This is a genomic window from Pseudomonas sp. RC3H12, assembly GCF_018596375.1.
GTDB lineage: Bacteria > Pseudomonadota > Gammaproteobacteria > Pseudomonadales > Pseudomonadaceae > Aquipseudomonas.
Genome location: NZ_CP075595.1, coordinates 600,274 through 623,550 on the forward strand (window position 1 = coordinate 600,274; position 23,277 = coordinate 623,550).

The window sequence follows — 23,277 nt, forward strand, 5'->3', positions numbered from 1 at the left end:
TTTTGAACGCCGGCTCGTGGGAGCGGGCTTGCCCCGCGATGCTTTCAACCGCCGGTCACCGTCGCGGTGCGGGTTGCCGCCTCGGCGCTGGCCTTCAGCGCCTTGAGCTCGGCAGCTCCTCGTTCTATATCGCGATGCAGGCGCAGGTACTCGGCGCGATGCCGCAGCCACCACGCCTTGGTCGAACAATGGCCGCTCACGCCACGTGCCAGCGCCACGCCGCCGACGGCAACCTGCAACATCCCCAGCAGGCCACCGTGGCGCAGCCCCTTGCTGATCATCAACGCGCCCCCAGCCAGGGAGCTGGCGCGCTCCAGGCCATGGACGTTGTGTTCGTGGTGGGGCGAATGGATATCGAGCATCGGGCAGTCTCCTCTGGTCGTTGATAACCAGCAGACTCCATGTGCAATGGCTGCGTTCAGTGAAATTACCCAGGCGTTTGCTACAAATCCGCAGCGACTTATTTGAACTTGGGCCCCGACCGCGTATTCAACCCCTTGGCCATGCGGTCATACAGCACCACATTCACCGTCGCCGCCAGGTTCATGCAGCCCTGGGTCGGAATGTAGATGGTCTCTTCGCACCAACCGCGCACGTCTTCGCTCAGCGAGCCATCCTCTGGTCCGAAGATGTAGATCGCCCGGTCCGGGTGGGTGTATTCGGGCAGGGGACGCGCACCGTCCACCAGTTCCACCGCCACCGGCGTACAGCCCAGGGGGATGATGCGCTGCAGGTCGTCGATGCCGATCAGCGGGATGTCGTAGTGCACGCGCTTGGTATCGGTGACGAAATCCCGGGCGCGCTCATAGCGCTTGCCGGTGTAGAACACCGAATTGACCCCATAGCAGCCGGCCGCGCGCATGACCGAACCGACGTTTTCGGCGGATTTGGGGTTGAACAGGCCGATGCAGCTGTACCGTTTGTTCGCCACGTGTCGGGGCCCTTCGCAAAAAAAGAACGCGATTATACGGGCTCGCCGACACAGCGGGGCGGGAATCGACGGTCAGTCCTTCTTCATCAGCGCGGCCAGGCCGGCAAACGGGTTGTGAGTGGCCACGGCGACTTTCGGCGTGCTCAGCGAACCTTCGCTGAAGTACTGCTGATCGGTGTAGCGGGCGTGCTCGTTGTCGTGGCAGTACAGGCACAGCAGCTCCCAGTTGGAGCCGTCCTGGGGGTTGTTGTCGTGGTTATGGTCGCGGTGATGCACGGTCAGTTCCGACAGGCGTTTGCCGGAGAACTCGCGGGTGCAGCGACCACAGACGTGGGGGTACATCTTCAGTGCCTTGTCGCGATAGCCCATTTCCTTGTCGCGCTTGGCGTCGGCGAGGATACGGTCGAGGCGGGCGGTGGCGGCGGAGGTGGAACTCATGGTGTTACCTTTCTTCTAATCAGGGCAATGACGGTTATGTTCTTGAGTCTAGCGCGCCAGTCGGGCGGGCGGACAGGCAAAAATGCGCCGTTGGGCATAGCCTGTAGGAAGGTTCCTGACAGGAGGCTGCAGATGTTGCATGCGATCCTCGCCGCATTGTTGCTTGGCGCAGTGCCGTTGGCCGACGCTGCAGGTCAGCAGCGGCCGCTCACGACCGCCCCGGGGGCACCGGGGACGCCGACGCCGACACCCTACCCGCAGATCACCCCGAGCACGCCGCCCAAGGCCGGCGCCAACCGGCCCGGCGCGCCGCTGCTGCCGCCCATGCCGGTGCCGGGGCCGCCGAAGGACCAACCGTTGCCGGGGTTGAACCAGGATTCGCCAAAACCGCCGCCCAAGCGCGATTAGGCTCTGTACGAAAAGCCTTGATACTTGTTCATGCTGCGTTGAAAACAGCCTCGGAATGCTCATGTACTCCAGTACACTGCGCTTCCTCGGCTGTTTTCGCCTTGCCTGACCTGCGTCTCAAGACTTTTCGTACAGAGCCTAGACCTGCTGTGCCAGGCGCTGGCCATCCTGCATCCGCAAGCGCCGTGAAAGCGCCACGGCCAGGGCGCGAATGATCCGGGCGGCAATGCGCGGCGCGTCGGCGAGCATCTTCTCCAGCGAGTCCTTGCCCAGGGTCAGCAACTGGCAGTCGCTGGCGGCCACGCAGGTGGCCGAGCGGCGCTCGCCGTCGAGCACGGCCATCTCGCCGAAGGCACGGCCCTTGCGCAGGGTGGCGATTTCCACCTCGGCCCCGTTGCCGTCGGTCTTGCGCACCGAGACCACGCCACGGTGGAGGATGCACATGAAGGAGCCGGCGTCGCCTTCGCTGAACAGGGTCTGGCCTTCGCTGACGGCGGTGAGGCTGAAATAGCCGGCGGCGGTGACGAAATCGCTGGGCTGCAGGGTGTCGAACAGGCCGCAGTCCATGAGCATGTCGCGGATTTCGGCGTTCAGGTGCTGGGTGTCGGGCATGTGTTGTTCTTCTTCGAATGTCTGGAAAGCGCCGCGGTCGCACAATCAGTGGCCGTGGCGCTTGTGAGACAACGAAAATCGCGGTTTACGCCACGCCCAGCTCATTGAAGACGAACGCATACTCCAATGCCACGTCGCGCAGCCCCTGGTAGCGGCCGCTCATGCCGCCGTGGCCGGCGCCCATCTCGGTCTTGAGCAGCAGCAGGTTGGCGTCGGTCTTGCGCGTGCGCAGGCGCGCCACCCACTTGGCCGCCTCCCAGTACTGCACACGGTTGTCGTTGTAGCCGGCGATCACCAGCATGGCCGGGTACGCCTGGGCCTTGACGTTCTCGTACGGCGCGTAGGCCTTGATCCGCGCATATACCTCCGGCTCCTCGGGGTTGCCCCATTCGTCGTACTCGGTAACGGTCAGCGGCAGCTCGGGGTCGAGCATGGTGTTGAGCACATCGACGAACGGCACTTCGGCGATGGCGCAGCGGAACAGTTCGGGGCGCAGGTTGAGCACCGCGCCCATGAGCAGGCCGCCGGCACTGCCGCCACTGATGGCCAGGCATTCACGGCGGGTCACGCCTTCAGCGATCAGGTGTTCGGCGCAGGCGATGAAATCGTCGAAGCTGTTGTGCTTGTGTTCCTGCTTGCCGGCCCGGTACCAGGCTTCACCCAGCTCGCCGCCACCGCGCACATGGGCGATGGCGAAGGCCACGCCACGCTCCAGCAGGCTCAGGCGGGCATGGGAGAACCACGGGTCGAGGCTCTCGCCGTAGGCACCATAGCCGTAAAGATAGAGGGGCACTGTCTTGCCTTCGTCGGCGCGGCGACGCACCAGGCTGATCGGTACCTGCGTGCCATCCTTGGCTACCGCCCACAGGCGCTGGCTGACGTAGTCGTCGGCGTCGAACGCGCCGAGCACCGGGGTCTGCTTGAGCACCTGCTGGGCGCCTGTGGCCAGCTCCAGCTGACGCACCTGGGCCGGACGGTTGAGGGCTTCGTAGCGCAGGCGGATGCGCGAGCTGGCGAATTCCAGGCTGTCCTGCACGTAGAGGCTGTAGGCGGCATCCGGCAGTTCGACGCGGTAGGCCGGCAGGCCTTGCGGGCGCACTTCGATGATCGGCAGGCCGCCTTCGCGCAGGCTCAGGGACAGCGCCGAGGCATTGAGGCTGACGCCTTCGAGCATGATGTCGTCGCGGTGTGGCACCAGCACCTGCCATTGCGCACGGGCCGGCACGCTGTCTGCCGGCGCATGGAACAGGGCGAAGTTGATACCGTCCTGGTTGCTGCGGATGAACCAGCGCCATTGACCGTCGAGCTGGCCATGGTCGGGGAAGTATTCATGGCCTTCGACCCGTGGCGCCAGGCAGGTGAAGTCGGCATGCGGCGTGGCCGCATCGAGCACCCAGGCTTCGCTGGTGGTCTTGCTGTTGAGCAGCAGCACCAGTTGGCGTTCGGAGCTGGCGCGGTAGCAGTGCAGGAAGAAACGTCCGTCGGGCTCTTCGAATACGGTGGTGGCCGCGACCTCGCCCAGGGTGTGGCGACGCAGGCGCCAGGGGCGGTGGGTGTCGTCCAGCTCGGCGAAGAACAGCGTCTGGCTGTCGTTGGCCCAGGTCATGCTGCCGTCGCAGTCGTCGAAGGGCAGGGCGCTCAGCGCGCCGCTGGCCAGGTCCTTGACGTACAGGGTGTAGACCTCGTCGCCGCTGGTATCCAGGCTGTAGGCCAGCAGCCGGTGGTCGGGGCTGATGCTGAAGGCGCCGAGGGAGAGGAAACCGCCGTTCGCCAGCGCATTGGGGTCGAGCAGCAGTTCCTCGCGGCTTTCATCCACCGTATTGCTGTCGTCAGCCGGGCGCGGGCAGCGGTAGTGGCGCGGGTACTCGTCGCCGGCGGTGGTGCGGGTGTAGTAGAGGTACGGGCCCCAGGGCGAGGGCAGCGACAGGTCGGTCTCGAGGATGCGGCTCTTGATCTCTTCGAACAGTTGCTCGCGCAGCGGCGCCTGGCCGGCCAGGCAGGCTTCCTGGTAGGCGTTTTCCTCGGCCAGGTAGGCCAGCACCTCGGGCGTGTCGCGGTCCTGCAGCCAGGCGTAGGGGTCGTTGCCGTCGGCTTGACGGGCGATAGGGGCGGGAAGGGTCAGGGGCATGGGTGATCTCATCGATTGTGGACCCCATCGCGGGGCAAGCCCGCTCCCACGCCTGATCGAGGTCTGGACGTGGGAGCGGGCTTGCCCCGCGATGGGCCGCTGCAGGTCCCTTACGGTGCGGGGGCAGCCTGCGCCGGTAAAAGTGTTTATCATAGGCGTCTCTTTGCCTGGCTTGCACCAACACCATGACCGAACACGACTATACGCTGGCCTGGGGCCTGTACGCCGTTGCCGCCCTGGGCTGCCTGCTGGTGGGTTTCAAGCTGACCGGCTGGATGTGGCGCTGGCTGCGCGAGCCGCTGCGGGTGATCATCGCCGTGCTGCTGTTCGCCCCGACCATCGTCGACCCGGTCAAGGAAAGCTTCGCCCCGGCCATCGCCATCACCGCGCTGGACCTCGCCTTCAAGGTCGGCAACAACGCCTGGCGCGCCGCCTCCGACCTTGCCATGTACGGGATGATCGCCTTTGCCCTGTACTTTGTCTTCGTGCTGATCCGCTGGCCGCTGGAAAAGCGTGCCCGCGAGCGCCGCGCCCAGCGCCAGGCCAAGGAAGAGGAAGAGGAAGAGGTCGTGGCTGACGCTTCCCTGGCCGCCAATCGTCACGACCGCTACCGCGACGATCCGCCACCGGCCCCCGTGCGCCGCTCCGGCCCCGGGCAGGGCCGCGTCGAACCCCGTCTGTAAGCCAGGAGCCGCGAACATGTGCGAACTGCTGGGCATGAGCGCCAACGTCCCCACCGATATCGTCTTCAGCTTCACCGGCCTGATGCAGCGCGGCGGGCGCACCGGCCCGCACCGCGATGGCTGGGGCATCGGTTTCTACGAGGGGCGCGGCCTGCGCCTGTTCCAGGACCCAGCGGCGAGCAGCGAGTCGGAAGTGGCCAACCTGGTGCAGCGCTACCCGATCAAGAGCGAAGTGGTCATCGGCCATATCCGCCAGGCCAATGTCGGCAAGGTCTGCCTGTCCAACACCCACCCGTTCGTGCGCGAGCTGTGGGGCCGCAACTGGTGCTTCGCGCACAACGGCCAGCTGGTTGACTTCGCCGGCCAGCGCACGTTCTACCGACCGATCGGCGATACCGACAGCGAGGCCGCCTTCTGCGATCTGCTCAATCGTATCCGCGAGGCCTTCCCCGAGCCGGTGGAAGCCGAGCAGTTGCTGCCGGTGCTGGTCGAAGCCTGCGCCGAGTACCGCGGCAAGGGCGTGTTCAACTGCCTGCTCAGCGACGGCGACTGGCTGTTCTGCTTCTGCTCGACCAAACTGGTGCACATCACCCGCCGCGCACCGTTCGGCGCGGCGCGGCTGAAGGATGTCGACCTGATCGTCGACTTCCACACGCAAACCACCCCCAACGACGTGGTCACGGTGATCGCCACCGAGGCCTTGACCGAGAACGAGACCTGGAACCGCTACGAGCCGGGTCAATGGGGGTTGTGGCGCCACGGCGAGTGCGTCGCCCACGGCCAGAGCTAAGGACGCTCCATGTTCAGAAGTTACCTGCGTTTGCTGTTGTTCACCTTCGGCCTGCTGGCCGGTCTCCAGGTGCCCGGGCTGGTCAAGGACTACAGCCAGCGTGTCGAGGCGCACCTGCTCGAATCGCGCCAGGCCCTGGACGGCTTCCGCCAGACCGCGCAGCGCTTCTTCAACGGCGACCTGCAGGCGCTGGTGCGGCATTACCGCGGCAGCGACGATCCGGTGTTCAACAGCGATGCCAACAGCATCGAAAGCCTGCTGATCCGCAACCAGGCGCTGGAGCATGAATGGCAGGCCCTGCAGGGCTCGTGGGTGAGCCGCACCTGGCATGTGCTGGTGCAGCCGGAGCCGACATTGCGCGAGGAGACGCTCAAGGGCTACAGCTACCAGATCCTGCTGGTGCCCGAGGCGATCGGTTGGGGGATCGGCAGCGGGTTCGTGCTGGCGTTCGTGGTCGAGAGCCTGTTGCTGGTGATTGGCTGGGTGATCCTCGGTGGGCGGCGCAAAGTGGTGAAGGAAAGCTGGCGGTGATGCTGTTGCTGCCCTGATCGTTGGCAAAGGCGACCGTTCAGACCAGCACGATCCGTTGCCCGCCCACATCCCGCGCATAGCGCTCCAGCACTTGCCGGCACACGTCGACGATCTCGTCCACCAACGCCACGCCGGTCTGCCAGGCTACCACCAGCTCCAGGCTCGGCGGTGGCTGCAAGCCGTCCAGCAACACCAGCTCGCCCCGGCTCAGTTCGCCATCGACCAGTGCCGGTGGCAGCGCGCCGATGCCGAAACCGTCGCGCAGCAGGCGGGTGATCGCCGCCACCGAGTTCACGCAGTTCAGGCGTGGCGCCTCGGCCCCGGCTGACTGCAACAGGCTGAGCACTTCCTGGTGCGGTCGTGAATTTTTCGAGAAGGTGACGATGCGTTCGCGGGCCAGCTCCGCCAGCGAGGCGTAGGTGCGGTGGTGCGGGGAGCCTGCGGCGACGATCCAGCCCATCGGGTAGCGCGCCAGGTCCTGGCTGCGGATCGACTGCTCGCGCAGCAGGTCGGTCTGCAGGATCACGTCGAGAAAGCCTTTTTGCAGCTGTTCGCGCAGGTTCAGCGCGGTATCGGCCACCAGCTCGATCTCCACCTGCGGGTAGCGCTCGCCCAGCTCTGCCACCAGCGCGCTCATCCAAGTGTGGATGACGGTGTCCATGACCCCCAGGCGAATGCGCCCTGTCTTGGCCCGGTCGCTGTCCAGCGACTGCTTCATGGCCTTGGCGGTGTCGAGCATGCGTTCGGCATATTCCAGCACCTTGGCGCCCTCGGGGGTCAGGCTGACCCCGCGCGAATCGCGCAGCAGCAGTTTCACGCCCAGGTCGGCCTCCAGCGCGGCGATGCGGCTGGACACCGAGGCCTGGGTGGTGAACAGCTTCTCGGCGGTAAGGCGGAAGCTCTTGAGCCGGGCGACCCAGACGAAGGTTTCGAGGAAACGAAGGTTCATGATCAGTTTTTCTTGTTCCAGACCGGCGGATTTTCTCGTTGGACGTGCCGGGCGCGGCCTCTGAACATGGTGCCCAGGCCGCGACGCCCGACGTCGCCCATAGAACAATACCAACAAGCCGAGGCAACCATGAACCCGACCGGCGTGCAGCAGCAGGCCCCCGCCCGAACCTCGAGCGGCCCTTTCGCCTGGTACCGCGACATCGATTCCCAGCAACGACGCACCTTCTGGAGCTGCAAGATCGGCTACGGCCTGGACGGCATGGACACCCAGATGCTGAGCTTCGTCATCCCCACGCTGATCATGCTGTGGGGCATCAGCACCGCCGAGGCCGGGCTGATCCATACCAGCACGCTGATCGCCTCGGCCCTGGGCGGCTGGATCGCCGGTATCCTCTCCGATCGCATCGGCCGTGTGCGCACCCTGCAACTGACGGTGCTGTGGTTCGCATTTTTTACCTTCCTCTGCGGTTTCGCCCAGAGCTATGAGCAGCTGTTGATCGCCCGTACCCTGATGGGCTTCGGTTTCGGTGGCGAATGGACCGCCGGCGCGGTGCTGATCGGCGAGGTGATCCGTGCCCAGGACCGCGGCAAGGCGGTGGGCATGGTGCAGTCGGGCTGGGCCATCGGCTGGGGCCTGACCGCCATCCTCTACGCGCTGCTGTTCTCCTGGCTGCCGGCCGAACAGGCCTGGCGCGCGCTGTTCCTGCTCGGGTTGCTGCCGGCGATCTTCGTGATCTTCGTGCGGCGCCTGGTCAAGGATCCGGAGGTCTACCGCGAGGCCAAGGCCGCCGAGACGGTCGCGGCGCCCTCACACTTCTACGAGATCTTCGCACCCGGCATGCTGTGGACCACGATCCGCGCTTCGCTGCTGACTACTGGTGCCCTGGGCGGCTACTACGCCATCACCTCGTGGCTGCCGACCTTCCTCAAGAACGAGCGCGGCCTGAGCGTGCTGGGTACCGGCGGCTACCTGGCGATGGTCATCGTCGGCTCCTACATCGGCTATGTGGTCAGCGCCTACCTCTGCGACCTGCTGGGGCGCCGGAAGAACTTCATCCTGTTCGCCGTGGGCTCGTTCGTCATCGTCCTGCTCTACACGCAGCTACCGGTCAGCGACAACGTGATGCTGTGGCTGGGCTTCCCGCTGGGCTTTTTCGCCTCGGGCATCTTCAGCGGCATGGGTTCGTTCCTCACCGAGTTGTTCCCCACCCGTATCCGTGGATCGGGGCAAGGCTTCTGCTACAACATCGGCAAGGTTATCGCGGCCATGTTCCCTTTGCTGATCGGCCTGCTTGGCGAGAAAGTACCGTTGGGCCTGGGGATTGGTGCCTTCGCCGCGGTGTCCTACGGTGTGGTGATCGTGGCCGCGCTGAGCCTGCCGGAAACCCGCGGCAAAGCGCTCCAGGCACGCTAAGGTAGGCATCATGAACATTGATACGGAGGTCCGCCAAGTGAAACGCCTGCTACTCAATTGCGACATGGGCGAGAGCTTCGGCAACTGGCGCATGGGTCAGGATGCCAAGGTCATGCCGTTCATCGACTGCGCCAACATCGCCTGCGGCTATCACGCCGGCGACCCCGGCACCATGCGCCGCACCGTGGCCCTGGCGCTGGAGCACCGGGTGGCCATCGGCGCGCACCCGGCCTACCCGGACCTGGCAGGCTTCGGCCGCCGCTCCATGGCCTGCAGCAGCGATGAGATCCGCGACCTGCTGCACTACCAGATCGGTGCCCTGGACGGCATCTGCAAGGTACTCGGCGCGCGGGTGGCCTACGTCAAGCCCCATGGCGCGCTGTACAACGACATGATGGCCAACCCGGCCATCCTGCGTACGGTGCTCGAGGCCGTGGCGGCGTTCGACAGCGGCCTGCCGCTGATGCTCATGGCCACCGCCGACGACAGTGCCGCCCAGGCCCTGGGCGACGAGATCGGCGTGCCATTGTGGTTCGAAGCCTTTGCCGACCGTGGCTACACCGCCAGCGGGCACCTGATGTCGCGGCGCCTGCCGGACGCGGTGCACCATGACCCGGCGCTGGTGGTCGAGCAGGCGCTGCGCCTCGCCAAAGGCGAGGCCCTGGTGGCCGACGACGGCAGCGAAGTGCGGTTGAACGCCAGCACCCTTTGCGTGCATGGCGACAACGATGGCTCCGTGGCCGCGGTACGCCAGATCCGCCAGGCTCTCGACGCGCTGGAGCAGGCATGACCCCACGTATCGAAGTGGTGGCCGTCGACAGCCTGATGGTGCGGCTGTTCGATGCCATCGATGAAGGCAACATGCCGTGGATCCTTGCCGCCAGCCAGAGCTTGCGGGACGCTTTCGGCCAACAGTTGATCGACCTGGTACCGTCCTACACCACGCTGATGGTGCAGTTCGACCTGGCGCCGGGCGAAGGGCGCCAGCGCATCCTGCACGCACTGGAGGGCCTGCGGCCCGATGCCGGCAATAGCGGGCGGCGGCATGAGATCCCGGTGTGGTACCACGCCAGCGTCGGTCCCGAGTTGCCGGTGCTGGCTGCGCGCAGTGGACTGAGCGAAGCCGAAGTGATCGAGGTGCACTGTGGCCGTGATTACCCGGTGTTCGCGCTGGGGTTCGCTCCGGGTTTCGGCTTCATGGGGCTGGTCGACGAGCGCCTGGCCACGCCGCGCCTGAGCACCCCGCGCAAGCGCGTGGCGGCGGGCAGTGTCGGTATCGCCGAACGCCAGACCGCCGCGTATCCGGCGGTGTCGCCGGGCGGCTGGAACCTGATCGGTCGCACGCCGGTGCGCCTGTTCGACCGCGAGCGCGAGGGCTACAGCCTGCTGCAGCCTGGCGATCGGGTGCGTTTCGTGGCCGTCGAACGGGCCGAATTCATCAACCTGGGCGGTGACGATAGCCCGCTGGAGGCCCAGGCATGAGCCAGTTGAAAGTTGAGGCCAGCACCGCGCTGTGCCTGTTGCAGGATGCCGGGCGTTTCGGTGTGCGGCACCTGGGCGTGACCCAGGGCGGCGCGCTGGACTGGGTGGCAATGCGCTGGGCCAACTGGCTGCTGGGCAATGCCCTGGACAGCGCCGTGGTGGAGATTGCGCTTGGCGGCTTCAGTGTGGTTGCCGAGCAGGACTGCGTGCTGGCGCTGGCCGGGGCCGACCTGGACGCGCAGGTCGACGGACAGGCCGTGGCGCCCTGGACCAGTTTCAACCTGGGCAAGGGCCAGCGCCTGACGCTGCGCCAGCCTCGCCAGGGGGTACGTGCTTACCTGGCGGTGCCGGGCGGGTTCGTGGGCGAGTCGGTGCTGGGGAGTTGTTCCACCGTAGTACGGGAAGAACTGGGTGGAGTAGACGGCCAGGGCCGGGCGCTGCTGAAAGGGGAGGTACTGCATGCGGCTGAAGCCATCGCGGGGCAAGTCGGGGCACCGAACCGCCGCTCCCACGTGCCCGAAGCGCTGCGGCCGGCGTATGCCGAGAAGCCGGTATTGGATCTGGTGATGGGCGCGCAGATCGGTGACTTCGGCGGTACCAGCCTGTTCGAGGCGTTCAACCGTGACTGGACGCTGGACAACCGTGCCGACCGCATGGGCATTCGCCTGCTCGGGCCGCAACTGGTCTACCAGGGCGCGCCGATGATCTCCGAGGGAATCCCGCTCGGCGCCGTGCAGGTGCCGCCGGACGGGCAGCCGATCGTCCTGCTCAACGACCGGCAGACCATTGGTGGGTATCCACGGCTGGGGGCGCTGACACCGCTGGCGCTGGCGCAATTGGCGCAGTGCATGCCGGGCGCGACGATACGGTTCAGGGCGGTGGTGCAGGACGAGGCGTGGCGCGAGCAGCAGGCATGCTTGCGCTGCTGGGGTTGAGTCTGCCGGCACCATCGCGGGGCAAGTTCGGTCAATAGATTACTTGGACAGGTAACGCATCCCGTCTTCCAACCCCTGCAGCGTCAGCGGGTACATCTTGTCCTCGATCAGGTCCCGCACCAGATGGGTCGAGGCGGTGTAGTCCCAGGCCTGCTTCGGATACGGGTTGATCCAGATAATCTTCCTGAATTTCTCCATGAAGCGCTGCATCCACACGTACCCGGCCTCTTCGTTCCAGTGCTCGACGCTGCCGCCGGGCTGGGTGATCTCGTAGGGTGCCATGGCCGCGTCGCCGACGAAGATCACTTTGTAGTCGTCGCCGTACTTGTGCAGCAGGTCGAAGGTGGAGAAGCGCTCCGAGGTGCGGCGCAGGTTGTTCTTCCACACCGACTCGTAGACGAAGTTGTGGAAGTAGTAGTACTCCAGGTGCTTGAACTCGGTCTTGCAGGCCGAGAACAGTTCCTCGCAGACCTTGACGTGAGCATCCATCGAGCCGCCGATGTCGAACAGCAACAGCAGCTTCACCGTGTTGCGCCGTTCGGGGCGCATCTGGATGTTCAGCAGGCCGGCGTCACGGGCGGTGTGATCGATGGTGCCGTCGATGTCCAGCTCCTCGGCGGCGCCTTCGCGGGCGAACTTGCGCAGCCGGCGCAGGGCCAGCTTGATGTTGCGAGTGCCCAGCTCGACCTGGTCGTCAAGGTTCTTGTACTCGCGCTGGTCCCAGACCTTCACCGCCTTGCCCTGGCGCTTGCCGGCCTCGCCGACGCGGATGCCCTCGGGGTTGAAACCGCCGGAACCGAACGGGCTGGTACCGCCCGTGCCGATCCACTTGTTGCCGCCGGCGTGGCGTTCCTTTTGCTCCTCGAGGCGCTTCTTGAATTCCTCGATCAGCTTGTCCAGCCCGCCCAGGGACTGGATCTGCGCGCGCTCTTCGTCGGTGAGCGAGCGTTCGAACTCCTTGCGCAGCCACTCGTCGGGGATCAACGCCTCGATATGCCGGTCGAGGTTTTCCAGGCCCTTGAAGTAGGCGGCAAAGGCGCGGTCGAACTTGTCGAAGTGCCGCTCGTCCTTCACCAGGATGGCGCGGGCCAGGTAGTAGAAGGCGTCCATGTCGGCGAACACCACGCCCTTCTGCAGGGCATGGTGCAGGTCGAGCAGTTCGCGTACCGATACGGGTACCTTGGCCGCGCGCATTTCATTGAACAGGTTGAGCAACATGGCCCGGCTCCCGTCAGCGGTTGCCGCGCCGGCTCATGAAGGCCAGGCGCTCGAGCAGCGTCACGTCCTGTTCGTTCTTCACCAGGGCACCGGCCAGCGGCGGGATGGCCTTGGTCGGGTCGCGTTCGCGCAGTACCGCCTCGCCGATGTTGTCGGCCATCAGCAGCTTGAGCCAGTCGACCAGCTCGGAGGTGGAGGGCTTTTTCTTCAGGCCCGGCACCTTGCGCACGTCGAAGAACACGTCCAGTGCCTCGCTGACCAGCGACTGGCTGATGTTGGGGTAGTGCACATCGACGATCTGCTGCAGGGTGGCGCGGTCGGGGAAGGCGATGTAATGGAAGAAGCAGCGGCGCAGGAAGGCGTCAGGCAGCTCCTTTTCATTGTTGGAGGTGATGATGATGATCGGGCGCTGCTTGGCCTTGATGGTCTCGTCGATTTCGTAGACGTAGAACTCCATCTTGTCGAGTTCCTGCAACAGGTCGTTGGGGAACTCGATGTCGGCCTTGTCGATTTCGTCGATCAGCAGGATTACCCGCTCGTCGGCCTCGAAGGCCTCCCACAGCTTGCCTTTTTTCAGGTAGTTGCGCACATCGTGGACCTTGTCCACGCCCAGCTGCGAATCGCGCAGGCGGCTGACGGCGTCGTACTCGTAGAGGCCCTGGTGGGCCTTGGTAGTCGACTTGATGTGCCAGGTGATCAGGCGGGCGCCGAAGGAGGCGGCCAGTTGCTCGGCGAGCATGGTCTTGCCGGTACCCGGCTCGCCCTTGACCAGCAACGGGCGCTCCAGGGTGATGGCCGCGTTGACCGCCAGCTTGAGGTCATCTGTGGCGACGTAGTCGCGGGTGCCTTCGAACTTCATGAACCGATCCTCTGGGAGGGCCTCATCGCGGGGCAAGCCCGCTCCCACGGACTGTTGTGCAAGCGGGCTTACCCGGCAATGAGGTCACGCATGTTTATTGATGTGTCAGCGACTATAACGCCACGCCCGACGCGTGAAAACGCAGACCGGGTATTCAGTCCCTGAATGGTCCGTCACCCAGGGATCAGTCGGATTCGGGCGCGGGCTGCTCGTAGCGTGCGTTGAACGCCTGGATGAAGCCGTTGCGCAGGATCTGCAGAAATGCCTCGAAGGCGCTGATGTCCTGCTGGTGCACGCTGCCGCTGAGTTCCACGCGAGTGGCGAACTGGTTCTTCGGCTGGTTCTTGAGCACGGTCTCGGTAGCCCCCACCAGTGCCTCCCACACCGAGCGCAGGAAGCCCTTGTCCTTGTCTTCCACGTCCTGCTGCCAATTGAACACATCGACATCGCGCAACAGCGGCTTGATGTAGCCCTTGAGCCGGCCGTTCTCGGCCTCGGCCTCGATCACCACATCGCCATGCCCGGCATTGAAGTCGAACTTGCCGTAGGCACTGGCGAAGTCGTTCAGCCGGCGCAGTTCGATGCCGGTGGCGCGCAGGCGGAACTGGAAGTCGTCGAAGTCGCTGAAGGGGTCGAAGGTGGCGCGGCTTTCCACCTTGGCATCGCCCAGCAGCAGCGCCGTCCCGTCGAAGCGGGCATCGCGCCGGCCCTTTTCGTCGCGCACGTTGGTCAGGTTGCGGATGCTTGCATCCAGCCGGGTGGCCTTGAGGTCCACCGGCGGTCTGGAATTGAAGTTGCGGAAGGTGAGGGTGCCTTGTTCGATGCGCACGTCGTTCAGGGTGATCGGCAGCAGCTTTTCCAGTTGCTGGCGCCAGTCGGTGCCTTGGCCGGTCTGAGAGTTCTGTTTGTTGCCGCCGTCGACGAAATTGAGTTCGGGGCGTACGAAGGCCACCTCGGCGACCACGGCGCGGTCGTACCAAAGCGAGTGCCAGCTCACCGACAGGTCGATCAGCGGCGCTTCGAGCAGCGGCACCGGCACCTTGCCGCTGACCTTGACGATCTTCAGGCCGTTGATCTGGTAGGCGCCACGCCACCATGCCAGGTCGACGTCACGGACCTGGCCGCGGTAGTCGCCCATGTCTGCCAGCTTGTCGTTGAGGTAGTCACGCACCAGGTAAGGCAAGGCCAGGTGCAGGGCCACCAGCAGTGCGACCAGGCTGGCGAAGCCGAGCAGTGGCCAGCGGTAGCGCGCTTTCATCGGGTTTCTCCACGGGAGCATGTGCGGTTGACCGCAGGTCGTTTCGTCGAGTTCGAACGGGCTTTACGCTCACCGATTGCAGGCTTACCCTCAGGGTTTTCCCTGCACTTTTTTCCTGTTCAAGGACCGCCGCCATGAGCCGTATCTACGCCGACAACGCCCATTCCATCGGCAACACGCCGCTGGTGCAGATCAACCGCATCGCCCCGCGCGGGGTGACCATCCTGGCCAAGATCGAAGGACGCAACCCGGGCTACTCGGTGAAGTGCCGGATCGGCGCGAGCATGATCTGGGACGCCGAGGACAGCGGCAAGCTCAAGCCAGGCATGACCATCGTCGAACCCACCTCGGGTAACACCGGCATCGGCCTGGCCTTCGTCGCCGCCGCCCGTGGCTACCGCCTGGTGCTGACCATGCCCGACTCGATGAGCCTGGAGCGGCGCAAGGTGTTGAAGGCGCTGGGCGCCGAGCTGGTGCTGACGGACAAGGCCAAGGGCATGAAGGGCGCCATCGAGAAGGCCAACGAAATCGTCGCTTCCGACCCGGCGCAGCACTTCCTGCCGGGCCAGTTCGACAACCCGGCCAACCCGGCCATTCACGAGAAGACCACCGGCCCGGAAATCTGGAACGACACCGATGGCGCGGTCGACGTGCTGGTGGCCGGGGTCGGCACCGGTGGCACCATCACCGGGGTGTCGCGCTACATCAAGCACACCCAGGGCAAGCCGATCCTGTCGGTGGCGGTGGAGCCGGTGAACTCGCCGCTGATCAGCCAGACCCTGGCCGGCGAGGAGCTCAAGCCCACCCCGCACAAGATCCAGGGCATCGGTGCCGGCTTCGTGCCGAAGAACCTTGACCTGTCGATCGTCGACCAGGTCGAGACGGTGACCGAGGACGAGTCCAAGGCCATGGCCATCCGCCTGATGCAGGAGGAGGGCATCCTCTGCGGCATCTCTTGCGGCGCGGCCATGGCGGCGGCGGTGCGCCTGGCCGAGAAGCCGGAGATGCAGGGCAAGACCATCGTGGTGATCTTGCCGGACTCGGGCGAGCGCTACCTGTCGAGCATGCTGTTCAGCGACCTGTTCACCGAGCAGGAAAACCAGCAGTAGAGCGACAGGCGGCAAGCGTCCAGCGGCAAGCAAAGCCTGCGCACATTGACGCAGATCAGCTTGCCGCTTGCAGCTTGTAGCTTGCAGCTGCCCCTGAGGGGTTTATCATGTCCGGCTATCTGGGGATGGCCTGATTTCCCCTCCAAGGAGTGTTGCATGACCTTTTCCTTCGTCGCCAAGGCCGGTGTCCTGCTGGTGTTCTTCGGCAGTGTGCTGTTCGTGCACCTGCGCGGCAAGGCACGCCTGCCGGTGCTGCGCCAGTTCGTCAACCATTCGGCGCTGTTCGCCCCTTACAACAGCCTGATGTACCTGTTTTCCGGCGTACCCTCCAAGCCGTACCTGGACCGCCAGCGCTTCCCCGAGCTGGATGTGCTCAAGGACAACTGGGAGGTGATCCGCGAAGAGGCCATGCGCCTGTTCGACGAGGGTTACATCCGCGCGGCGGAAAAAGACAACGACGCCGGCTTCGGTTCGTTCTTCAAGAAGGGCTGGAAGCGCTTCTACCTGAAGTGGTACGACAAACCGCTGCCTTCGGCCGAAGCACTGTGCCCGAAGACCGTAGAGCTAGTCAGCAGCATCCCCAACGTCAAGGGCGCGATGTTCGCCCTGTTGCCCGGCGGCAGCCACCTGAACCCGCACCGCGACCCGTTTGCCGGCTCCCTGCGCTATCACCTCGGGCTGTCCACGCCGAACTCCGACAACTGCCGCATCTACGTTGATGGCCAGCCCTACGCCTGGCGCGACGGCGAGGACGTGATGTTCGACGAGACCTTCGTGCACTGGGTCAAGAACGAGACCGAGGTCACCCGCGTGATCCTGTTCTGCGACGTCGAGCGCCCGCTCAACAGCCCGCTGATGACCCGCATCAACCGCAAGGTCAGTGCCTTCCTCGGCCGCGCCACCGCGCCGCAGAACACCGATGACGAGCGTGTCGGCGGGATCAACCAGGCCTATGCCTGGAGCAAGCGCTTCAGCAATGTCATCAGCACCCGGGTCAAGCAGTTCAAGCGTGCCAACCCCAAGGCCTACCGCGTGCTGCGTCCGGTGCTGGCGGTTGTCGTCGCCTACGCCCTGTACCACTGGTTGTTCTGATCCGGTTGAGCAGGCCTGCTTTCGCACCTTGTGCAAGCAGGCTTGCCCCGCGATGATTCCCCCGCTATATTCCGAAACACTCTCTTCCCCGAAGACCTGTTCATGCCAGCCATCCCTTCCACCACCGCTTACGTTCTCGCGCCTGTCGCGGGCGTGGTTGTGCGTGGCAGCCAGCAGCCGGCCATGATCAGTCACTATCCACCACCTGTCAGTGGCGTGGTAGGCGGCGTAGCTCCGCCTCCTTGCGCAGTCGTGGTGCTGGGCTGATCGGCCGCTGGCCGCTCCCCACCGCACTCGCAACCTACTGAACACGGTCGGCTATCCCCGCAAGTCGCGATAGGCCCTCCGTACGGCTCATTTGCCCGTATACAGGTGGCAATACATGTCTGTCCTCAACAAAGCATCCGTGGCCTCGGCGGCCACGACCAGCCTGTTCGTCCTGCTGTGGAGCAGCGGGGCGATCGTCTCCAAGCTTGGCCTGGCCCAGGCCAGCCCCTTCGCCTTCCTGCTGCTGCGTTCGGCCCTGGCGCTGTTCGGTCTGCTGTTGATCGGTCCGTTGCTCGGATTACGTTGGCCACGTACCCGGGGCGGCATTGTTCGCGCCCTGGGGACCGGCTGCGTATTGCTCGGTGCCTACCAGATCTTCTACCTGCTGGCGCTGAACACCCACGTTACTCCCGGCATCATGGCCACGGTCATGGGCGTGCAACCGATCCTGACCGTGGTGCTGATGGAGCGTCAGCGGTCCTGGAGCCGATTGTTCGGCCTGGGGCTTGGCCTGGGCGGCCTGGTGATGGTGGTCTACCAGGGTATTAACCTGGGTGGGGTGTCCCTCGCCGGGATGCTGTTCGCTCTGCTGGCGCTGGCCAGCATGACCTTGGGCTCGATCCTGCAGAAACGCATTACCGACAATCCCATGGGCACCTTGCCCCTGCAATACATGGCGGGCTTTGCAATGTGCGCGGTGTTCGCGCCGTTCCAGCCGCTGCATGTCCAGTGGAATGCCAGTTTCCTCGGCGCGCTGCTGTGGATGGGGCTGGTGGTCTCGTTGCTGGCCACGCTGCTGCTGTACCGGCTGATCGCAAGGGGCAACCTGGTCAATGTCACCAGCCTGTTCTACCTGGTGCCGGCGGTCACGGCGGTGATGGATTTCATCATCTTCGGCAACCGCCTGGCGCCCCTCAGCCTGCTGGGGATGGGACTGATCGTGATCGGCTTGCTGTTCGTGTTCCGTAAACCTGCGTTGCGCACAGCCGAGGCCTGAGTCAACGAGCGGTGGGAGCGGGGCAAGCCCGCTCCCTTTTTTCAGTGCCGTGCCGGGCGCAGCACCAACCACAGCGCCGCACCAATCAGCAGACCGCCATACAGGTGCGCCATCGACAGCGGCTCATCCAGCAGCCACGCCCCCCACAGCACGCCGAACACCGGGATCAGGAAGGTCACGGTACTGGCCTTGACCGGCCCGATTTCGTTCAGCAGGCGGAAGTACAGGATGTAGGCGAACGCCGTGCACAGCAGCCCCAGGCCCAGGAGCGACAGCCATACCTGCCAGCCGCCCCAGCTGGCCGGCGGCTGGGTCAGCGCGCTCCAGACGAACAGCGGGCTGAGCAGCAAGGTGGCGCCGAGCATGCTGCCCAGCGCCGACAGACGGCTGTCCAGCGTGCCGACCCAGCGCCTTGCCAGGAAGCCTGCGAAGCCGTAGCAGGTGGTGGCGGCCAGGCAGGCCAGTGCGCCTTGCACCAGGGCCATGTCCAGCGCCACCGGGCCGGCACCGCTGAGGATACCGACACCGAACAGCCCGAGGAAGATCCCGCAGAGCTTGGGCAGGGTCATGGCTTCGCGGAAGAACAAGGCGCCGATCAGCACGCCCATCAGCGGCGTGGTGGCGTTGAAGATCGCCGAATAGCCGGCCGGCAGCACCTGCGCCGCCACGGAATAGAACGTGGCCGGAATGCCGGAGTTGATCATGCCCAGCACCAGGCAGGCGCCCAGCTTGCCCTCGAAGTCCCAGCGCACGCGGGCGGCGGCGAGGATGGCGATCAGTCCCAGGCAGGCGATCGACACGCGGAAGAAGGCGGTCGGCACCGTGCCCAGCTCGGGGGCAATGATGCGCATGAACAGGAAGCTGGCGCCCCAGACAGCGGCAAGGGTCAGCAGGCGGGCGAGGGCGATGGGGCTCACGGTGGTCTCCGGCGGTAGGGCAGGGCGCGAGTGTACGTCAGGGCGAGCGAGGGATTCTTGTGCTTTCTTGCTGTGTGAATCCGGGGCCGCCTCACGGGCTTCATCGCCGGCAAGCCGGCTCCCACAGGGCTCGTATCCGACTAAGCTCTCTCGGTGACCATTGCATAGAGGCACGCGCATGACCCCAGCCTGGCCCGCCGTCGACATCGCCCGGATGATCCTCGATGGCTTCGACGACTACCGCGAGCACTTTCGCCGTATCACCCTCGGCGCCCGCGAGCGCTTCGAACAGGCGCGCTGGCAGGATATCCAGCACGCCGCGGCGGCGCGCATCAATCTGTATGAAGAGAAGGTCGCCGAGGTCAACGGTTGGCTGCGCCAGCGCTTCGACACTGCGGTGTTGCTGGACGTCGAGCAGTGGCCGCTGGTCAAGAACGCCTACATCCGCCTGATCGACCCCCGGCTGGACGACGAGCTGTCCGAGACTTGGTACAACTCGTTGTTCTGCAGCCTGTTCAGCCATGACCTGATCAGCGACGGCTGCATGTTCATCCACACTACCCGGCCGTCGATGCGCGGCCATGAGCGGGCAGCGCAGACGCGCACCTATACGCTGCAGGACGGTCTCAAAGGCTTGCTGCGAGCGATCTTCGCCGACTATGCGTTCGAAGTGCCGTATGGCGACCGGGAAGGCGATATCGCGCGTCTGGAGGATCAATTGCGCGAATGCCTCCCCGACTGGGTGTGCAAGGATCCGGCCCTGACCGTGGAGCTGTTCACCCCGGTGCTCTACCGCAACAAGGGCGCCTACCTGGTCGGTCGCTTGTACACCCCCGACGAGCAGTGGCCACTGGTGATCCCGCTGCTGCACCGCGAGGGGCATGGCATCGAGGCCGACGCGTTGATTACCGACGAGGCGGAGGTGTCGATCATCTTCTCCTTCACCCGTTCGTACTTCATGGTCGATGTGCCGGTGCCGGCGGAGTTCGTCAACTTTCTCAAGCGCATCCTGCCGGGCAAGCACATCGCCGAGCTGTACACCTCGATCGGGTTCTACAAACATGGCAAGTCGGAGTTCTACCGGGCGCTGATCAACCACCTGGCCAACAGCGACGACCGCTTTGTCATGGCTCCGGGCGTGCGCGGTATGGTCATGAGCGTGTTCACCCTGCCGGGCTTCAACACCGTGTTCAAGATCATCAAGGACCGCTTCTCGCCGTCCAAGACTGTCGACCGGGCCACGGTGATCGAGAAATACCGCCTGGTGAAAAGCGTCGACCGCGTCGGGCGCATGGCCGATACCCAGGAGTTCGCCGATTTTCGCTTTCCCCAGGGCAAGTTCGATCCCGACTGCCTGGCGGAACTGCTAGAGGTGGCCCCCTCCACCGTGGCGCTTGAGGGCGACACAGTGCTGATCCGCCACTGCTGGACCGAACGGCGCATGACCCCGCTCAACCTGTACCTCGAGCAGGCCAGCGAAGCCCAGGTGCTGGAGGCGCTGGAAGACTATGGGCTGGCGATCAAGCAATTGGCGGCGGCGAACATCTTCCCCGGCGACATGCTGCTGAAGAACTTCGGCGTCACCCGTCATGGCCGGGTGGTGTTCTACGACTACGACGAGATCAGCTACCTCACCGAGGTCAACTTCCGTCACATCCCGCCGCCGCGCTATCCGGAGGACGAGATGTCCGGCGAGCCGTGGTACTCGATCGGGCCGCACGACGTGTTCCCCGAGGAGTTTCCGCCATTCCTGTTCGCCGATATCGGCCAGCGCCGCTTGTTCAGCCGCTTGCATGGCGAACTGTACGACGCCGATTACTGGAAAGGTCTGCAGGAGGCGATCCGGGCGGGGAAGGTGATCGATGTGTTCCCTTATCGGCGCAAGGCGCGTTAGGCCTTAGGCTCTGTACGAAAAGCCTTGATACTTGTTCATGCTGCGTTGAAAACAGCCTCGCCTGACCTGCGTCTCAAGACTTTTCGTACAGAGCCTAGCTTTTTACCCTTTGAGGCACTTGAGCTCGCTGAAGTCCGCGCGCACCTTGCTCAGCCGCTGCTGCAGGAATTGCCGCTGGGCAGGGCTGCTCTGTTTCAGCAGATCCACCAGCAGGCTGCGTGCCTGGCGCTCGGTGTTCTGGAATGCCTGGCGGTACTCCGGTGTCCACAGGCTTTCCTTGCGCTGCAGCAACTGCGCCAACCTGGGCTCGAAGCTTGGGCTGGCGCGCTGGTCCATCGCCAGCACCAGTTGCTGCTGCCAGTGGGCGCGGTTGGCGATCCACTGCCGGTTCTGGTCACCCAAGGCCTGCGACCAGCTCATCACCCGCAGCCGTTGCTCGGCATCGAGCTCGCCCAACCAGGGCTCGAGGCGCTTGCGCATGCGTGCGGCACGGTTCTCGACCTGCTTGGCCAATGGTGTGTCGACGTACTCCTTCTGGCGTTTGTCGATGTCCTTGCGAAAAGCCTCGCGCATTTCCGCTACCTGGTTGTCATTCATGCCCTTGAGCAGCTCTGCGGCAGAGGGGGTTATCGCTTCGGTGACCCGGCCAATGGCCTGGCGCGCCTCGAGCGTGCGTTGGCGCAGGTTTTCATCGGTGACCGCGTCGTTGGCGACCATCAGTTGCACCCGGTCGAGCCAGTCGAGGTAGCCGGGCAGTTGGGTCTTGCAGTGCCAGGCCAGGTGCGTTTTGAGCCGTTCGTCGAGCAACTGCTTCTGCTCGCGGTTCATGTCCAGGTAGTCGCCCAGCGACCACGGCACCAGGCGATCGAGGTTGCGGTAGGCCAGGTCGATGCGGCTGCAGGCCGTCAGTGCCAGGGCGAAGCCGATGAGCATGAGCAGGGCTTTGGGCAGGCGAAGGGGCATGAGCGAATCCTTGCTGGGCTGGCCAGGCGGTAGACGCACGGTGGGCCCGACGGTTCCGGCGAATGTGCGCTCGGGCGGCCGGGCGGGTCAGGTGTTAGAATAGCCGCCTTGTCTTGAGGATCTTCGGAAATGGCTCTGCTTGGGCGTTACAACAGTTTGCAAATCGTGAAACACGTGGAGTTCGGCCTGTACCTGGACGGCGGCGCCGATGGCGAAATCCTCCTGCCGCGGCGCTACTTCCCCAAGGATGCCGAGCTGGAGCTGGACGATTGGCTCAACGTGTTCATCTACCTGGACAGCGAAGACCAGCTGATCGCCACCACCGAAAAGCCGAAAATGCAGGTGGGCGAATTCGCCAGCCTCAAGGTCAAGGACATCAACGGCGCGGGCATCTTCCTTGACTGGGGCCTGTCCAAGGACCTGTTGATGCCCTACTCGGAAGAGTCGCGGCAACTGAAGATCGGCGATTACTGCGTGGTCCATGCCTACCTGGACAAGCGCACCCGGCGTATTACCGCCACTGCCAAGCTGGACCGTTACCTGGACCGCACCCCGGTGGACTACAGCGTCGGCCAGCCGGTCGAACTGCTGGTGGCCGGCGAGACGCCGATGGGCTTCAAGGCGATCATCAACAACCGCCACTGGGGCCTGATCCACAAGAACGAGGTATTCAAGTTCCTGCGTTCGGGGATGCACGAGAAGGGCTTCATCAAGGACGTACGGGGTGATGGCAAGATCGCCCTGAGCCTGCAGCCGGTGGGCCAGGCCTTGGCCGACAGCCTGCACGAGCAGATCATGCAGCGCCTTGAGGCCAATGGCGGTGTGCTGCCGGTGTGTGACAAGAGCGACCCGGCGGTGATTAGCCAGATGTTCAACGTGAGCAAGGGCAACTTCAAGAAAGCCATCGGCGCGTTGTTCAAGCAGGGCCGCATCGTCATCCATGACGATCGGATCGAGCGGGCCTGATCAGGCCTGCACGAAGGTGCTGAAGTCCAGCTGCTCGCCACCTGGGCGGGTGTCGCGCAGCAGTGAGTCGCGGTCGGCGCTCAGGGCCAGGCTGATGGTCGAACGGCGCTTGCCGGGGTTGCGTACTTCCATCTGTTCCTGATGAGCCTTGAGGAAGTTGGTGGGCACCTTCAGATGCTGCAGCCCGTCGTTCTCGGGGGTGTGCAGCAGCAGGTTGACCCAGTCGGGCTGGCCCTTGCGCAGCAGTGCGACCGGCACTTCGAACCACCACAGGTTGCGCTTGGTGTCGAGAATGGCGAACAGGGTGTTGGCACTGGTGAGTACCGGCTTGGCCAGCGCCTCGTTACGGCGAGCGATGGCGGTGGGTTTGTCGAGTTTCATGCAGGTTCCTGCGGGTTGACGCGAGTAAGGCCTGCCATTGTGGGGTGGGGCTT

25 protein-coding genes are annotated in these 23,277 nt (G+C 64.8%); 13 read left to right on the forward strand and 12 right to left on the reverse strand.

Annotated elements, in window-relative coordinates:
- Positions 1-44 precede the first annotated feature (44 nt).
- The 3 genes from KHO27_RS02815 to KHO27_RS02825 form a co-directional block, all read right to left on the reverse strand.
- Positions 45-362 carry a YgaP-like transmembrane domain gene (locus KHO27_RS02815; protein WP_214501144.1) on the reverse strand — a complete coding sequence of 106 codons (318 nt, stop codon included), beginning with the start codon at positions 360-362 and terminating at the stop codon, positions 45-47.
- A 98-nt stretch (positions 363-460) separates the two neighbouring features.
- The gene (locus KHO27_RS02820; protein ID WP_046856681.1) at positions 461-931 is read right to left on the reverse strand and encodes an RNA methyltransferase; all 471 of its coding nucleotides are present in this window, start codon (positions 929-931) and stop codon (positions 461-463) included.
- 72 nt (positions 932-1,003) lie between these two features.
- Positions 1,004-1,369 carry a YajD family HNH nuclease gene (locus KHO27_RS02825; protein ID WP_111531790.1) on the reverse strand — a complete coding sequence of 122 codons (366 nt, stop codon included), beginning with the start codon at positions 1,367-1,369 and terminating at the stop codon, positions 1,004-1,006.
- Positions 1,370-1,501: 132 nt separating this feature from the next.
- On the opposite strand from KHO27_RS02825, the gene KHO27_RS02830 reads away from it, so the two are divergent.
- Positions 1,502-1,777 carry a hypothetical protein gene (locus KHO27_RS02830; RefSeq protein WP_110697943.1) on the forward strand — a complete coding sequence of 92 codons (276 nt, stop codon included), beginning with the start codon at positions 1,502-1,504 and terminating at the stop codon, positions 1,775-1,777.
- Positions 1,778-1,915: 138 nt separating this feature from the next.
- Here KHO27_RS02830 and KHO27_RS02835 read toward each other — a convergent pair whose 3' ends face one another.
- A complete protein-coding gene (locus tag KHO27_RS02835) occupies positions 1,916-2,389 on the reverse strand; it encodes a cyclic nucleotide-binding domain-containing protein (RefSeq protein WP_214501145.1) in 474 nt (157 codons plus the stop codon).
- A gap of 85 nt (positions 2,390-2,474) precedes the next feature.
- On the reverse strand, positions 2,475-4,517 hold the full coding sequence (locus tag KHO27_RS02840) for a S9 family peptidase (RefSeq protein WP_214501146.1): 2,043 nt from the start codon (positions 4,515-4,517) through the stop codon (positions 2,475-2,477).
- Positions 4,518-4,702: 185 nt separating this feature from the next.
- Here KHO27_RS02840 and KHO27_RS02845 point away from each other — a divergent pair, with 185 nt between their 5' ends.
- From KHO27_RS02845 to KHO27_RS02855, 3 genes are read left to right on the forward strand one after another with little or no spacing between them, the layout of a single operon-like run.
- A complete protein-coding gene (locus tag KHO27_RS02845) occupies positions 4,703-5,200 on the forward strand; it encodes an MFS transporter (RefSeq protein WP_214501147.1) in 498 nt (165 codons plus the stop codon).
- A 16-nt stretch (positions 5,201-5,216) separates the two neighbouring features.
- The gene (locus tag KHO27_RS02850) at positions 5,217-5,990 is read left to right on the forward strand and encodes a class II glutamine amidotransferase (RefSeq protein WP_214501148.1); all 774 of its coding nucleotides are present in this window, start codon (positions 5,217-5,219) and stop codon (positions 5,988-5,990) included.
- A gap of 9 nt (positions 5,991-5,999) precedes the next feature.
- Positions 6,000-6,521 carry a DUF2937 family protein gene (locus tag KHO27_RS02855; protein ID WP_102684379.1) on the forward strand — a complete coding sequence of 174 codons (522 nt, stop codon included), beginning with the start codon at positions 6,000-6,002 and terminating at the stop codon, positions 6,519-6,521.
- Positions 6,522-6,558: 37 nt separating this feature from the next.
- On the opposite strand, the gene KHO27_RS02860 is transcribed toward KHO27_RS02855, so the two are convergent.
- Positions 6,559-7,470 carry a LysR family transcriptional regulator gene (locus KHO27_RS02860; protein WP_102684380.1) on the reverse strand — a complete coding sequence of 304 codons (912 nt, stop codon included), beginning with the start codon at positions 7,468-7,470 and terminating at the stop codon, positions 6,559-6,561.
- A gap of 129 nt (positions 7,471-7,599) precedes the next feature.
- On the opposite strand from KHO27_RS02860, the gene KHO27_RS02865 reads away from it, so the two are divergent.
- From KHO27_RS02865 to KHO27_RS02880, 4 genes are read left to right on the forward strand one after another with little or no spacing between them, the layout of a single operon-like run.
- Complete coding sequence (locus tag KHO27_RS02865; protein WP_102684381.1) at positions 7,600-8,886, forward strand: MFS transporter; 1,287 nt, start codon at positions 7,600-7,602, stop codon at positions 8,884-8,886.
- Between the two features lie 10 nt (positions 8,887-8,896).
- Positions 8,897-9,676: a 5-oxoprolinase subunit PxpA gene (locus tag KHO27_RS02870; RefSeq protein WP_110697951.1), complete on the forward strand. Its 780-nt coding sequence runs from the start codon at positions 8,897-8,899 to the stop codon at positions 9,674-9,676.
- Positions 9,673-10,368 (forward strand): 5-oxoprolinase subunit PxpB, encoded by a 696-nt coding sequence (pxpB, locus tag KHO27_RS02875; protein WP_214501149.1) that lies wholly within the window; start codon positions 9,673-9,675, stop codon positions 10,366-10,368. Before KHO27_RS02870 ends, pxpB begins: the two co-directional genes overlap by 4 nt.
- The gene (locus KHO27_RS02880) at positions 10,365-11,303 is read left to right on the forward strand and encodes a 5-oxoprolinase subunit C family protein (protein ID WP_110697955.1); all 939 of its coding nucleotides are present in this window, start codon (positions 10,365-10,367) and stop codon (positions 11,301-11,303) included. Before pxpB ends, KHO27_RS02880 begins: the two co-directional genes overlap by 4 nt.
- 39 nt (positions 11,304-11,342) lie before the next feature.
- Here KHO27_RS02880 and KHO27_RS02885 read toward each other — a convergent pair whose 3' ends face one another.
- From KHO27_RS02885 to KHO27_RS02895, 3 genes are all read right to left on the reverse strand, one after another.
- Positions 11,343-12,521, reverse strand: a complete 1,179-nt coding sequence (locus KHO27_RS02885; protein ID WP_110697957.1) for a vWA domain-containing protein — start codon at positions 12,519-12,521, stop codon at positions 11,343-11,345.
- A 13-nt stretch (positions 12,522-12,534) separates the two neighbouring features.
- The gene (locus tag KHO27_RS02890; RefSeq protein ID WP_023629931.1) at positions 12,535-13,380 is read right to left on the reverse strand and encodes an AAA family ATPase; all 846 of its coding nucleotides are present in this window, start codon (positions 13,378-13,380) and stop codon (positions 12,535-12,537) included.
- Between the two features lie 184 nt (positions 13,381-13,564).
- Positions 13,565-14,638 (reverse strand): AsmA family protein, encoded by a 1,074-nt coding sequence (locus KHO27_RS02895; RefSeq protein ID WP_214501150.1) that lies wholly within the window; start codon positions 14,636-14,638, stop codon positions 13,565-13,567.
- A gap of 134 nt (positions 14,639-14,772) precedes the next feature.
- Here KHO27_RS02895 and cysK point away from each other — a divergent pair, with 134 nt between their 5' ends.
- The 3 genes from cysK (at position 14,773) to KHO27_RS02910 (ending at position 18,103) form a co-directional block, all read left to right on the forward strand.
- Complete coding sequence (cysK, locus tag KHO27_RS02900; protein ID WP_102684388.1) at positions 14,773-15,747, forward strand: cysteine synthase A; 975 nt, start codon at positions 14,773-14,775, stop codon at positions 15,745-15,747.
- A gap of 156 nt (positions 15,748-15,903) precedes the next feature.
- A complete protein-coding gene (locus KHO27_RS02905) occupies positions 15,904-16,839 on the forward strand; it encodes an aspartyl/asparaginyl beta-hydroxylase domain-containing protein (protein WP_046856670.1) in 936 nt (311 codons plus the stop codon).
- Positions 16,840-17,221: 382 nt separating this feature from the next.
- Positions 17,222-18,103, forward strand: a complete 882-nt coding sequence (locus KHO27_RS02910) for a DMT family transporter (RefSeq protein WP_110697961.1) — start codon at positions 17,222-17,224, stop codon at positions 18,101-18,103.
- A 41-nt stretch (positions 18,104-18,144) separates the two neighbouring features.
- On the opposite strand, the gene KHO27_RS02915 is transcribed toward KHO27_RS02910, so the two are convergent.
- On the reverse strand, positions 18,145-19,020 hold the full coding sequence (locus KHO27_RS02915; RefSeq protein WP_214501151.1) for a DMT family transporter: 876 nt from the start codon (positions 19,018-19,020) through the stop codon (positions 18,145-18,147).
- Positions 19,021-19,198: 178 nt separating this feature from the next.
- Here KHO27_RS02915 and aceK point away from each other — a divergent pair, with 178 nt between their 5' ends.
- On the forward strand, positions 19,199-20,914 hold the full coding sequence (aceK, locus tag KHO27_RS02920; protein WP_110697965.1) for a bifunctional isocitrate dehydrogenase kinase/phosphatase: 1,716 nt from the start codon (positions 19,199-19,201) through the stop codon (positions 20,912-20,914).
- A 102-nt stretch (positions 20,915-21,016) separates the two neighbouring features.
- On the opposite strand, the gene KHO27_RS02925 is transcribed toward aceK, so the two are convergent.
- Positions 21,017-21,877: a DUF6279 family lipoprotein gene (locus tag KHO27_RS02925; RefSeq protein WP_214501152.1), complete on the reverse strand. Its 861-nt coding sequence runs from the start codon at positions 21,875-21,877 to the stop codon at positions 21,017-21,019.
- Between the two features lie 129 nt (positions 21,878-22,006).
- Between KHO27_RS02925 and KHO27_RS02930 the strand changes: the two genes are divergently transcribed.
- Positions 22,007-22,843 (forward strand): CvfB family protein, encoded by an 837-nt coding sequence (locus KHO27_RS02930; RefSeq protein ID WP_214501153.1) that lies wholly within the window; start codon positions 22,007-22,009, stop codon positions 22,841-22,843.
- On the opposite strand, the gene KHO27_RS02935 is transcribed toward KHO27_RS02930, so the two are convergent.
- Complete coding sequence (locus KHO27_RS02935) at positions 22,844-23,224, reverse strand: hypothetical protein (RefSeq protein ID WP_111531797.1); 381 nt, start codon at positions 23,222-23,224, stop codon at positions 22,844-22,846. It abuts the gene before it with no gap.
- Positions 23,225-23,277 lie beyond the last annotated feature (53 nt).